Consider the following 12249-nt stretch of genomic DNA (forward strand, 5'->3'; position numbering starts at 1 on the left):
CTGCCCTCATGGCTGCATCGTGGTTAATTTTCCTTTAGGATGGCGGGCATGGATGATGATGCAATGACGAGCTGCTGGCTGTGCGAAAGGCCGCTGGGCCGCCGTGTGCAGTGGCATCACACCGTGCCCAAGGCCAAGCGCGGCAAGGAGACGGTGGCCGTCCATCCCATCTGCCACCGTACCATCCATGCCCATACCACCAATGCGCAGCTCGCCCGCATGGACGGCTCGCGCGCCGTGTTGATGGAGCTGGAGGAGGTGGCGAAGTTCGTCCGCTGGGTGGCGGACAAGCCGCCCGACTTCCACGCGCCTACCCGGCGCAAGCGCGGCAGCTAGTCCGCGGCGCAATCGCCCCACAGGCGGTAGCTTTTCACGCCATAGCGATCGGGGAGGTCGCGCGTGCCCCAGTCGGAGCAATGCGCCTCGACATAGGACATCACCATCGCGCTCAATTCGGGATCGGCGAGATCGGGTTGCTCTGGGAAGGTCACCACCACATGCGGACGCCAGGCAAGGATGCGGCGCACCTCGCCTGCGGTCGGCAGGTAGCTCGTATCGCGTTCGGGCGCGTAATAGAGGTGAAGCGGGAAGATGAGCGGGGAAGGCGGCCGCTCCACCGGGCCCGCATAGAGCGCCACCGGTCCCTGGAACACGAACAGCCGCGGCTGTGGGGCCTGCGCGGCGATCTCCGCATTGACCTGCGCCATCGCGCTGCGTGATTGCTCGCGCATATTGGCTTGGAAGGCAGGGCCGAACAGCAGGCTACCGAGGATGGCGGCAAAGCCCCAAAGCGGTCCCACCGGTTCCTTCTGCAGCGCGGGTGCGGCGCAGATGCTCGTCACCAGCACTACGGGCAGCATGTAATGGTCGATGAAGTTGGGTACGGCGATGAGCGAGGCGAGGACCACCAGCAACCACAGAGCGAGCACCCCTCGCAGTGGCCGCTTGCCGTCATGTTCCGGCCCCAGCGCCAGCGTCGCCGCCACCAAGGGGATGACGGGCGAAATGATCAGCACCAGCGGCACGACGCGCTCCGTGATATTGTTCGCCGGGTTGTAGGACTTGTCGAGATTGGACCAGACCAGCGCATGCCAAAGTTCGGCCAGATGGCCTGCCAGTCCAAAGGCGCCGAAAAACAGCAATATCGGCAATGCACCTAAGAACGCATATTGGGCGACATTCCTCGCCAGTTGCGGGACGGAGGCTCCCGCGCGCCAGTGCCGCCACAGCAGCAGCGAGCCCAGGAAGATGCCGTCGAACAGGCAAGTCTGCTTGAAGGTCGCGGCGACGCCCGCCAACAGCATCGCAGCCAGCATGCCCCGGCTCGGGAGTGCGCGATGCGGGGCGGAAAGCACGAGCCAGGCCGCAACCGCAATCGGCAGGTTGAAGAACACCGCCGCCTGCCCGCCGCCGCCCATGAAGAGCGGGATCTGCGCGAGGTAGAGGGTGCCCGCCAGCATCGCCCCCAGCCGTCCGGTGAAGAGGAAGGCGATGCGGTTGACCGTGAACGCCGTCAGCGCGGCGAAGGCCAGCGCGCCGATCTGGTAGGACAGGACCGAGTCCGAAATCGCGGCAAACCCGGCGAAGAGCAGGAACAGCCCCGGCCCCTTGCGGTCCCACATATCGGCATAGGGCCATGCGCCGTCGACCCAGCCTTGCCCGATCAGGAAGAACAGCGCCTCGTCATCCTGGTAATTGGGATCGCCGAGCATGGTGAAGCGGGTGAGCAGGGCAAAGGCCAGGAACCAGGCGAGTTGCGCCGGCCAGCGGGCGAACCACCGCTGCGCTACCCTGCCAAGGCTCGCGGCTGCTGTCATCGTGCTTGTTTCCCCCGTTACCATGGCAACCGGGATACGTCACAACCGCCCGCCCGCAAGGCCAAACGCGCGGCGCTTGCATCAGACAGGCTTAACCACGTTTCAACCCGCAGCTGCCAAGGCTGGACAATGAGGGCGTCGGTCTTTCTTTCTCCGTCCATGTCCATCCTGCTCGACCTCTTACGCGGGCTGGCGGCGCTTATGGTGCTGGTCGAGGATAAGAGCCCGCAGATCAGGGCGCTGCTGCGCCAGAAGTTTCAGCTGTGCGAAGCTGTGGCGATGGGAGAGATGCGATGACGCGCGGCTTGCGCATGACCTTGCTGGCGGTTCCGCTCACTCTGGCGCTAGGCGTGCTGGTATTGGGAAGCTGGGCGATCGCGCCCTATCCTGCGAGCGAGACCATCGCCATCCGCACCGCCAAGGAGCTGGCGCAAGTTCCTTTCGCCGACCGGCTGGTGATCGGTGACAGCCGTGTGCACGACCTGTCTTCGGGCAGTGGCACGCTGTTCATCGGCTATGACGGTGCGACTATCCAGCAGATGGAGCGGCTGGCGCGCACGGCCTGTGCGCTGCACGATGCGCCCACGACCATCGCGCTCGGCATCAACGATGCGATGATGCATGTCGATACGGTCGAGGATTCGATCGCGAGCATGGAAAGCATCGTCCGGGCGTGCCAACCGTCCGAGGTGAAGCTGGCGCAGATCTGGCCGGCCGAATCTGGTGTAGAGCCGCTCGGCGACGCCTATGACCTCGACGTGATCGCCCGCCTCGATGCGGCGCTGGCCGCGATCGCGGAGCGGGAAGGGCTGAAGCTGCTGCCAGTGCCGCCGCTGAATGAGGGTTACACCACCGACGGGGCGCATTTCACCCCCGAATATAACGCGCTTTATGCCGAGACGCTGGTGGATATCGGCGGCGAGTAGCGCATACGAAAAAGGGCGCCGCAGCGGGCGCCCTTTGTCTTGTCAGTTGGGAAGGGCGCTTAGCCCTCGACGTGTTCGGCCAGCACCGTCAGGCCGGCATCGCCCACTTCGGCAAAGCCGCCGCGCACCGCGATGTTTTCCGGCTCGGCACCGGCGGTCTTGTAGACCTGCACATTGCCGTCCTTGATCGTCGACATGAAGGGCGCATGGCCCTCCAGCACACCGAAATCACCTTCCGATCCGGGGACGACCACCATGTGGACCTCCTCGGAGCGGACCAGCTTGGCCGGTGTGACGAGTTCGAAGTGAAGAGCCATCTGGATCAGGCTTCCTCGGCCATCTTCTTGGCCTTCTCGACTGCTTCGTCGATGCCGCCGACCATGTAGAAGGCGGATTCGGGCAGGTGGTCGTATTCACCGTCCACAACTGCCTTGAACGAGCGAACCGTGTCTTCCAGCTGCACGAACTTGCCCGGGATGTTGGTGAACACCTCGGCCACGTGGAACGGCTGGGACAGGAAGCGCTGGATCTTGCGCGCACGGGCGACGGTCAGCTTGTCCTCTTCGGACAGCTCGTCCATGCCGAGAATGGCGATGATGTCCTGCAAGCTCTTGTACTTCTGCAGGATTTCCTGGACGCGGCGGGCCGTGTCGTAATGCTCCTGGCCCACGACGCGCGGTTCGAGAACGCGGCTGGTCGAGTCCAGCGGGTCCACCGCCGGGTAGATGCCCAGCTCGGAGATCGCCCGGTTCAGCGTGGTCGTTGCGTCAAGGTGGGCAAACGAGGCGGCAGGTGCCGGGTCGGTCAAGTCATCCGCGGGAACGTAGATGGCCTGCACCGAGGTGATCGAGCCCTTGGTGGTCGAGGTAATGCGTTCCTGCAGGTTACCCATGTCGGTCGACAGCGTCGGCTGGTAGCCCACAGCCGAAGGAATACGGCCGAGCAGGGCGGACACTTCTGCGCCGGCCTGGGTGAAGCGGAAGATGTTGTCCACGAAGAACAGCACGTCCTGGCCTTCCTGGTCGCGGAAATATTCCGCCATGGTCAGGCCCGACAGTGCGACGCGAGCACGTGCGCCCGGCGGTTCGTTCATCTGGCCGAAGACCAGCGCCACCTTGGAACCCTCGGACGTCGCATTGCCGTCCGCGTCCTTGGCGATAACGCCGGCGTCGAGGAATTCGTGATAGAGGTCGTTACCTTCGCGGGTACGCTCACCCACGCCGGCGAAGACGGACACGCCGCCGTGACCCTTGGCGATGTTGTTGATCAGTTCCTGGATCAGCACGGTCTTGCCCACGCCCGCGCCGCCGAACAGGCCGATCTTGCCGCCCTTCGCATAGGGAGCGAGCAGGTCGATCACCTTGATGCCGGTGACGAGGATGTCGGCTTCGGTCGACTGGTCGATGAAGGCGGGTGCCTCGGCATGGATCGGAGCAGACATTTCGGCGCCGATCGGGCCGCGCTCGTCAATCGCCTCGCCTACCACGTTCATGATGCGGCCGAGCGTCTTCGGACCAACGGGCACGGAGATCTGCGCGCCGGTGGAGGTGACTTCCTGGCCACGGGTCAGGCCGTCCGTGCTGTCCATGGCGATGGTGCGCACGGTGTTCTCACCCAGGTGCTGGGCAACTTCGAGCACGAGCGTCTGGTCGCCATTCCTGGTTTCCAGCGCGGTCAGAATGGCGGGCAGTTCACCTTCGAACTGCACGTCGACGACGGCGCCGATGACCTGGGCGATCGAGCCGTTGGGGCTCTGGTTAAGGGCGGGGGCGGTGGCCATTGATTTACCTTCCGGGTTTCAGAGTCTTGCTATTGTTTCGTCAACGGACTTCTTCCAGTCCTCGAATTCGTCGGTTTCTTCCCAGAGCTCGCTGAGCTCACTGTCATCTCGCACACGTTTAACTGCCTTGATCGCAATCTCGCGGCGCGCATTTCCCTGATCGGGCTGATCTGATGCCCAACCTCCAACGTTCGCTTTGAGGCGGGGCGAGGCATTCCCAATGGCAGCGGCCACGACTTCCGCCGCTGCGAGCGCGTTGCTCGCTTCGGGAGCCTCTACATAGTCTTCGTCGAGCGCGAAAGCATCGTCTACCGCAGACCAGTCGGGCGCGTCGGCGAAACCGGCCAGCCAATCGGCGGCATCGTCGTTTTCGTCAAAGAGAAGACCCCAAGCGCCCACTTACAACGCCTCCGCACCCGCAATAATTTCAATCAGTTCGGTGGTGATCGCAGCCTGGCGGGTGCGATTGTAAACGATGGTCAGCTTCTCGATCAGCTCGCCGGCATTGCGCGTGGCATTGTCCATGGCGGTCATCGATGCGCCCTGTTCGGAAGCTTCGCGTTCCAGAAGCGCGCCGAACAGCTGCGTCTTCACGTAACGCGGCAGCAGCTCTTCCAGGATCGCTTCCTCGTCCGGCTCATACTCCACCACCGCTTCCGAAGCTTCGGCGGTGTTGGGGGAGGGGACGGGGATCAGCTGCTGGGTGACCGGGTCCTGCGCCAGTGCGGACTTGAACACCGGATAGACCAGGTGGGCGACGTCGAACTGGCCGGCTTCGTACAGCTCGACCAACTCTTCGGCGATCTGCGTCGCTTCGTCGAAGCCGATATGGCGCACGGCGCTGGTGTCGAAGCCCTGCTTGCCGGCATCGGGATAGTCGCGCTTGATCGGCGCGCGGCCCTTCTTGCCGACGAGGTAGAAGGACACGTCCTTGCCGGCGGCGGTCAGTTCGCGCGCCTGCTTCTTCGCTTCCTTCACGATATTCGCGTTGAGACCGCCGCACAGGCCCTTGTCGGTGTTCACGACCACCAGCAGGTGGCGCTTGTCCGATCCGGTGCCGCGCAGCAGCTTGGGCGCGCTGTCGCCGCTCACCTTGGTGGCGAGCGAGCCCATCACCGATGCCAGACGCTCCGCATAGGGGCGGGCGGCTTCGGCAGCAGCCTGCGCCTTGCGCAGCTTGGCCGCGGCGACCATCTGCTTGGCCTTGGTGATCTTCTGGGTCGACTTGACCGAGTTGATCCGACCCTTGAGTTCCTTGAGGTTAGCCATTTCGGCTCCCTATTCTCGTGTTCTCTCAGGCTCAGGCGAACTGCTTGGCGAAGGTGTCGAGCGCGGCCTTGGTCTTGTCGGCCACTTCGCCTTCGAACTTGCCGCTCGAACGGATCTCGGCCAGCACGTCGGCATGCTCGTTGCGCATGAAGCTGAGCATGGCAGCTTCGTACTCGTTCACGCGGTTCACCGGGATCGCATCGAGATAGCCGTTGGTGCCGGCATAGATCGACACGGTCTGCTCTTCGAAAGGCATCGGCGAGAACTGGGCCTGCTTCAGCAGCTCGGTCAGGCGCGAACCGCGGTTCAGCAGCTTCTGCGTTGCGGCGTCGAGATCCGAGCCAAACTGCGCGAAGGCAGCCATTTCGCGATACTGCGCCAGCTCCAGCTTGATCGAGCCGGAGACCTTCTTCATCGCCTTGGTCTGGGCTGCACCGCCCACACGCGACACCGACAGGCCCACGTTAATGGCCGGGCGGACGCCCTGGTAGAACAGGTCGGTTTCGAGGAAGATCTGGCCGTCGGTGATCGAAATCACGTTGGTCGGGATGTAGGCGGACACGTCACCGGCCTGCGTTTCGATGATCGGCAGCGCGGTCAGCGAACCGGCGCCGTTTTCCTCGTTCATCTTCGCCGCACGTTCCAGCAGGCGGGAGTGCAGGTAGAACACGTCGCCCGGATAGGCTTCGCGGCCCGGAGGACGACGCAGCAGCAGCGACATCTGGCGATAGGCCACGGCCTGCTTGGAAAGATCGTCATACACGATCACGGCGTGCATGCCGTTGTCGCGGAAGAATTCGCCCATGGCCGCGCCCGTATAGGGGGCCAGATACTGCAGCGGAGCGGGCTCCGAAGCGGTGGCGGCGACAACGATGGAATATTCCATCGCGCCGTTTTCTTCGAGGCTCTTGACGATCTGCGCCACGGTGGAGCGCTTCTGGCCCACGGCAACATAGATGCAGTAGAGCTTCTTGCCCTCGTCAGTCCCGCTGTTGTTGGTCTTCTGGTTGATGAAGGCGTCGATGGCGACGGCGGTCTTGCCGGTCTGGCGGTCACCGATGATCAGCTCACGCTGGCCGCGGCCGATCGGAACCAGCGCGTCGATAGCCTTGAGGCCGGTCTGTACGGGTTCGTGCACCGATTTACGCGGGATGATGCCCGGCGCCTTGGATTCAACGCGCTCGCGCTTCACGTCGGTAAGCGGGCCCTTGCCGTCGATCGGGTTGCCGAGGGCATCGACCACGCGGCCCAGCAGGCCCTTGCCGACCGGCACGTCCACGATGGTGCCGGTGCGCTTGACGCTGTCGCCTTCCTTGATCTCGGCGTCCGAGCCGAAGATCACGACGCCGACATTGTCCGCTTCCAGGTTCAGCGCCATGCCCTGCACGCCATTGGCGAACTCGACCATTTCACCGGCCTGCACCTTGTCGAGGCCGTGGATACGGGCGATGCCGTCACCGACCGACAGCACGGAGCCGACTTCGCTGACTTCGGCTTCGCTGCCGAAACTGGCGATCTGGTCCTTGATGACCTTGGAGATTTCTGCGGCGCGGATTTCCATCATTGGGCCTTTCAGCAAATTTGGCGGGTCCAGTTCGAGCGCTTAGGCGCTCTTCATGGCCTGGGACAGCGAGTTGAGACGGGTCCGGATCGAATTGTCGATGCGCTTCGAACCGATGGTGACGACCAGGCCGCCGAGAAGGGCGGGGTCGACGCGGGATTTCAGCTTGATCGTGCGGCCTTCGCGGGCGCGCAGCTTGCCTTCCAGTTCGGTCAGCTGCGTGTCGGTCAGCGGATGGGCGCTGGCGACTTCCGCATTCACCTCGCCACGCTGGGCGGCGGCGATGGAAGAGAAGGCGCGGATCATCGCGGGCAGGTCTGCCACGCGGCGGTTTTCTGCAAGGACGCCAAGGAAGTTGCCGGTCAGGTCCGACAGGCCGAGATGGTCGGACAGGCCGCCCATCACCTTGCCCAGCTGGCTGCGGCTCACTTCAGGATTCTGGATCAGCGCGCGAAGTTCGGCTGATTCGCCGAGCGCCGAATCAAGCTTCTCTAGGTCGGATTCGACCGCAGTGACGGTGCCCGCCTCGCTTGCGAGGTCGAACAATGCAGTGGCGTAACGCCCTGCCAGGCTGGCCTTGATACCGGCGGAAAGCTCCACGCGTATGGTCCCTTGCGAGGTTACCGAAAACAGTAGGTTTCACTTGCCGCTAAATGGACTCAAACGGGTGGGTCCGGGCAAGGTTGGCGCGCGCCTAGCATCGGGGTGGCGGGGATGCAAGCCGTGCGGGCGGGAAAGCCTCAGGGATCGAGCTCGATCGGCCCTTCCAAGGTCACGCCGCAGTCATAGACCAGCCGTTCGTTAGGCGCATCGGGCAGCAGGGCGATGATCTCGCCTTGAGCGGTGCCAAGCTGCCGTGCAGCCTCCTGCCCGTCGCCGCATTGCGGAGCCTCGAAGCTGGCGCGCGCCGAACGGGCGGAGGTCATGGTCTCGCGGTCGAGCAAATAGCGGTCGATCACATATTCGCCCGTTTCCGGGTCGAAGCGGTTGATCGATACGGCTTCTTCATTGGCGGGGACGAAGGCGCGCGACCAGCCGCGTGCATCGAGGCCATATTGCGTGCGCTCATTGACGCAGCCGTCCTCTTCCCATTCGAGCGGGACGCTTTCCACCGGCGCGCCGAGCACGCGGCTGCGCGACAGGTCGAGCGTGCAGGCGAGCGTGCCATTGGTGCTTGCTTGCGCGATCACGCCGCTGCTTTCGTCGGACATCTCCGCCCGCAATTGGTCCTCCAGCCGCTCCTCGACTTCGGCAAAGGCGGGGCGGGAGAGCCAGGCGACTAGTGCACCGGTAATCGCCAGCAGGGCAACCGAGCCGCCGATCGCGCGCTGGCGGAAGTCCGCGCGGCGATGCGAATCATAGGCGAAGGCTGCGCCGCCCAGCGCCACCATGGCGAGCAGAAGGGCGAGGGCCTGCCCGTTGGAGCGTTCGTCCAGCACAGCGAATTCGATATTGCGTCGCAGGTCCGCGCGGCGCTGGGCGCGTTCTTCTTCCGCTGCCTCGGCTTGCATCTGCGCGACCATCTGCCTCTGCGCCTCGCGCGCGCGTTCTTCTGCATCGAGATCGGCAAGGCTGCGGCAGGGCAGCGAATTGATGCGCGGGGTGATGTCATTGGCGCGCAGGAAAGGCAGCAGCTCGCGCACGGTGACGGCGAAGAAGAACTCTGCCTCGGTCCCCTCGCTCTCCGCGCCGAAGGAATTGACGCCGATCACGCGCCCGCAATCGTCCACCAGCGGGCCGCCGCTATTGCCGCGAGCAATGGGTGCGGTGTGCAGCACGGTGTCGAATTCGCGGCTGGGGCGGCGGCCAGAAAGGAAGCCCTGGCTGGTGACCGGCGGCTGCGCGCGAAAGATGTCGCGCTCACCCAGACCCTGCGCCTGGTCGACATTCATCGGGAAGCCGATCGCGGTGACGCTGCCGGCGCTGCCCGGCGGATTGCCGGCAATGGTGAGCGGGGGCAGCCGCATCGGGCTGGTCGTGGTGACCAGCGCCAGATCGTTGCGCGGGCTGACGGAGATCACGCGGCCATAGACCGATTCCCCGCCATCCGACGGTACGATGCCTATAGACAGGCGCGGATCGTCGACCGCCGGGCCGACCACATGGGCATTGGTGATGATCGTCTCGCCATTCACGGCGAAGCCCGAACCGTGGCTGATCGGGAATACCTCCTCCCCATCGCGGCCCATCACCACCACGCGCACGACCCCGCGCGCGGCGGCATCTATATCTGCCGGATCCGCATGGGCGGGAGCAGCCGTCAGAAGGCTGGCGAGGGCAAGGGCGGCCAGCGCCAGCAGGCGCGCGGCAAGGGAGGTGCGATTCATGCGCCCCTCATCACAGCAGCCGCGTGCAAGCGCAAGATTCGAGAAGCATTCCATGACGCGCGCCCTATCATGTCCAACATGACGATTCCCCGAACGACAAAAGATGCCGAAGACATGGTGAAGCAGGTGGCCCGGCTGCTCGACGAGGATGGCAAGGCTCCCTCGCTGGCAGAGCTTGCCGATGCGGTCGATTATTCGCCCGGCCATCTCCAGCGCGTGTTCAAGCAGGTGACGGGCCTTTCGCCCGCCGCCTTTGCCCGCGCGATCAGGGAGGAGCGGGCCGTTGCCGCTTTGGAGAACGGCGCGCGCGTGACCGATGCCATATATGATGCCGGGTTCGACAGCCCCGCGCGCTTCTATGCCGCGATGCAGAGGCGGCTGGGCATGGCGCCGTCAGCCTGGCGCAGGGGCGGTGCAGGCGTGCGCATCGGATGGACGGTGGCGGAAAGCTCGCTTGGTCCGGTGCTCGTTGCTGCGACCCAGAGCGGGATTTGCCGCGTGGCCTTCGGCGAAGGCGAGGATGACCTGCATACCCGCTTCCCCAACGCGGACCTGGTCGAGAATGCCGTCCCGGACGACCTGGCGAAGAAAGTCGTCGCGGTGATCGAGCGCCCCTCGCACCGGGCGGATGTCCCGCTCGATGTTGGCGGCACGCCGTTCCAGCGGCGCGTGTGGGAGCAGTTGAACGCGATTCCCGCAGGTGAAACACGCAGCTATGCCGATATCGCCGAGGCCATCGGCAACCCGAAAGCCAGCCGCGCGGTGGGCGGGGCCAATGGCGCCAACCCGGTCGCGGTGATCGTGCCCTGCCACCGCGTGGTGGCGGCCGATGGCACGCTCGGCGGCTATGCCTATGGCACCAAGATCAAGGCGGAACTGCTGCGGCGGGAGCGGGCTTAGTCCTCCTCTTCCTCCGGCTCCAGCACCTTGTTGATCAGTTCGAGTGCCCGTGTGCGGTCCTGTGCCTCTAGCGCGGTGAACAGGCGGTTGGGCGTGAAGTCGTCTTCGTCCACATTGTCGAAGCTGTGGCCCGAGAACAGGGCCGGGAGCATCACCACGGTCGCTTCCTGGAAGCGGCTTTCATTCACCAGCTGGCGGCCCAGCAGCAGGCGATAACGTGTGTCGCTGCCAGCCGTGTCATAGGCCTGTTCGAGTGCGATGATCGCGTGTTCGGGAATGTCCTGCCCGCCACTCTCTTCATAATAGCTTTCGTAATAGTCGATCAGCGGGCGCGGATCGTCGAGGTCGATCGTCCGGGCAGAGGCGATGTGATCGCGCGCGACTTCATATTGGGCCGGATCATCCTCCGCCATCTTCAGGGCGATGCGGCCGCGATAGAGCCAGGCATGCTGGTTTTCGGGATCAAGCTCGACTGCCCTTGCTGCCGCTTCCTGCGCGGCCTGGAGCTTGCCCGCATCGTGCTCCGCCTCGGCCAGCAGCATATAGGCGTGGGCGCTGTCGGGATATTCCGCAACCACTGCGCGCAGCTTCGCCGCGACTCCCGCCGCTTCATCCTCGGACACGCCGATCCACAGCTCCATCTCCTCTTGGATGGCGGCATCTTCCGCCCCTTCGATCGGACGGATCGACACTTCGGGTTCGGCAAGGAGGTTGGGTCGCACATTGTAGCCGGGGAAATCATCCCGGCGGTAACGCAGGATTTCGCGCTGCAGCTCATTGAGGTCGCCGAAGATGCGCTCGGCGGCAGTCAGGCTGTCCTCGCCATTGCCCAGCGCGAAGAGGAATTCGCGCAGCTTCGCCTCGCGCTCGACATCGAAACTGAGATAGTGGGTCAGCAGCCAGCCGGTGCCGTAGTGCTGGATATAGTCGACGAAGTTCACCTCATGATCGTTGTCGAGCATTTCGTTGAGGCGCGACTGCGACATCTCCATGACCTGGTGATAGCGGTCCTGTGGCGGGTCGCCGATGTGGAAGCTGCCATCGTCATGGAAGCGCATGGTCGACATCATTTCGGCATAGCCTTCCGAATACCACCGTGGGTAAGTGGCCGGCACGTTCTGCATCATGAAATAGTGCGTATATTCGTGGAACAGCGTCTCGTTCGGATCGCTTGTCCGGTCGCGGCGCGCGCGCGAATTGTTGCTGCGTGACTGACGCACAGGCGCAAAGCCCACGCTGTGCCCGGCACGGGGAATGAAGAAGCCGAGGACTCCGCCGCCACCCGCTCCGGCAAGGCGCGAGATGGTCCGCGGATCGCGCAGGCGATAGATGATCGGCTTGTTGGCATGGCTTTCCTCGACATGATCTTCGGGCAGCCCCTGAAGGAAACGCATGCCGCGATCGAAGCGTTCGACCTTGGCGGCGAATTCCAGCGTGTCATCCTTGCTGGAGCGCGATTTGATGATGAAATGGGCGGTTTCGGCATACCACCAGTCCTGTGCTTGCGCGGGCAGGGCCAGCATCAAAGCGGCCACGGCCGCCACAAGAAATCGCATTATTCAGTCCCCATATCGATTTGATTCGATGGGAGCATGATAGGGCAGGTCCCACAAAACTGAACCGGCGATTTCGCCTGAAATCAGTTCTTCCTTTCCCAACCATTCTTGGC

13 protein-coding genes are annotated in these 12249 nt (G+C 64.1%); 4 read left to right on the forward strand and 9 right to left on the reverse strand.

The features are described 5' to 3' along the window. Positions 1 to 48: 48 nt before the first annotated feature. On the forward strand, positions 49 to 336 hold the full coding sequence (locus E5222_RS05205; protein WP_136692631.1) for an HNH endonuclease: 288 nt from the start codon (positions 49 to 51) through the stop codon (positions 334 to 336). Here the strand turns inward: E5222_RS05205 and E5222_RS05210 are convergent. After that, complete coding sequence (locus E5222_RS05210) at positions 333 to 1817, reverse strand: hypothetical protein (protein ID WP_136692632.1); 1485 nt, start codon at positions 1815 to 1817, stop codon at positions 333 to 335. The genes E5222_RS05205 and E5222_RS05210 overlap by 4 nt on opposite strands. Before the next feature lie 159 nt (positions 1818 to 1976). Here E5222_RS05210 and E5222_RS16515 point away from each other — a divergent pair, with 159 nt between their 5' ends. Both E5222_RS16515 and E5222_RS05215 read left to right on the forward strand, forming a co-directional pair. Then, positions 1977 to 2114 (forward strand): hypothetical protein, encoded by a 138-nt coding sequence (locus E5222_RS16515; protein ID WP_169053491.1) that lies wholly within the window; start codon positions 1977 to 1979, stop codon positions 2112 to 2114. Beyond that, positions 2111 to 2743 (forward strand): GDSL-type esterase/lipase family protein, encoded by a 633-nt coding sequence (locus tag E5222_RS05215; protein ID WP_136692633.1) that lies wholly within the window; start codon positions 2111 to 2113, stop codon positions 2741 to 2743. The genes E5222_RS16515 and E5222_RS05215 overlap by 4 nt, the downstream gene beginning before the upstream one ends. A 59-nt stretch (positions 2744 to 2802) precedes the next feature. Here E5222_RS05215 and E5222_RS05220 read toward each other — a convergent pair whose 3' ends face one another. The 7 genes from E5222_RS05220 to E5222_RS05250 all read right to left on the reverse strand — a co-directional run bounded on the left by E5222_RS05220 (position 2803) and on the right by E5222_RS05250 (position 9680). Then, positions 2803 to 3060: an ATP synthase F1 subunit epsilon gene (locus E5222_RS05220; RefSeq protein WP_136692634.1), complete on the reverse strand. Its 258-nt coding sequence runs from the start codon at positions 3058 to 3060 to the stop codon at positions 2803 to 2805. A gap of 5 nt (positions 3061 to 3065) precedes the next feature. Continuing rightward, positions 3066 to 4523, reverse strand: coding sequence for a F0F1 ATP synthase subunit beta (gene atpD, locus E5222_RS05225; protein ID WP_136692635.1), 1458 nt, complete (start codon positions 4521 to 4523; stop codon positions 3066 to 3068). A gap of 18 nt (positions 4524 to 4541) precedes the next feature. Further along, positions 4542 to 4922, reverse strand: a complete 381-nt coding sequence (locus tag E5222_RS05230) for a DUF4259 domain-containing protein (RefSeq protein ID WP_136692636.1) — start codon at positions 4920 to 4922, stop codon at positions 4542 to 4544. Further along, positions 4923 to 5792, reverse strand: a complete 870-nt coding sequence (locus tag E5222_RS05235) for a F0F1 ATP synthase subunit gamma (RefSeq protein WP_136692637.1) — start codon at positions 5790 to 5792, stop codon at positions 4923 to 4925. 31 nt (positions 5793 to 5823) lie between these two features. Continuing rightward, complete coding sequence (gene atpA, locus E5222_RS05240; RefSeq protein ID WP_136692940.1) at positions 5824 to 7353, reverse strand: F0F1 ATP synthase subunit alpha; 1530 nt, start codon at positions 7351 to 7353, stop codon at positions 5824 to 5826. A gap of 42 nt (positions 7354 to 7395) precedes the next feature. Next, positions 7396 to 7953, reverse strand: coding sequence for a F0F1 ATP synthase subunit delta (locus E5222_RS05245; RefSeq protein WP_136692638.1), 558 nt, complete (start codon positions 7951 to 7953; stop codon positions 7396 to 7398). A 140-nt stretch (positions 7954 to 8093) separates the two neighbouring features. Continuing rightward, positions 8094 to 9680: a S1 family peptidase gene (locus tag E5222_RS05250; RefSeq protein WP_136692639.1), complete on the reverse strand. Its 1587-nt coding sequence runs from the start codon at positions 9678 to 9680 to the stop codon at positions 8094 to 8096. A gap of 78 nt (positions 9681 to 9758) precedes the next feature. Here E5222_RS05250 and E5222_RS05255 point away from each other — a divergent pair, with 78 nt between their 5' ends. After that, on the forward strand, positions 9759 to 10580 hold the full coding sequence (locus tag E5222_RS05255; protein ID WP_246021547.1) for a bifunctional transcriptional activator/DNA repair enzyme AdaA: 822 nt from the start codon (positions 9759 to 9761) through the stop codon (positions 10578 to 10580). On the opposite strand, the gene E5222_RS05260 is transcribed toward E5222_RS05255, so the two are convergent. Continuing rightward, positions 10577 to 12136: a tetratricopeptide repeat protein gene (locus tag E5222_RS05260; RefSeq protein ID WP_136692641.1), complete on the reverse strand. Its 1560-nt coding sequence runs from the start codon at positions 12134 to 12136 to the stop codon at positions 10577 to 10579. The two genes, E5222_RS05255 and E5222_RS05260, sit on opposite strands and share 4 nt — an antisense overlap. Between the last annotated feature and the right edge of the window lie 113 nt (positions 12137 to 12249).

The sequence above is a fragment of the Alteraurantiacibacter aquimixticola genome, from assembly GCF_004965515.1.
GTDB lineage: Bacteria > Pseudomonadota > Alphaproteobacteria > Sphingomonadales > Sphingomonadaceae > Alteraurantiacibacter > Alteraurantiacibacter aquimixticola.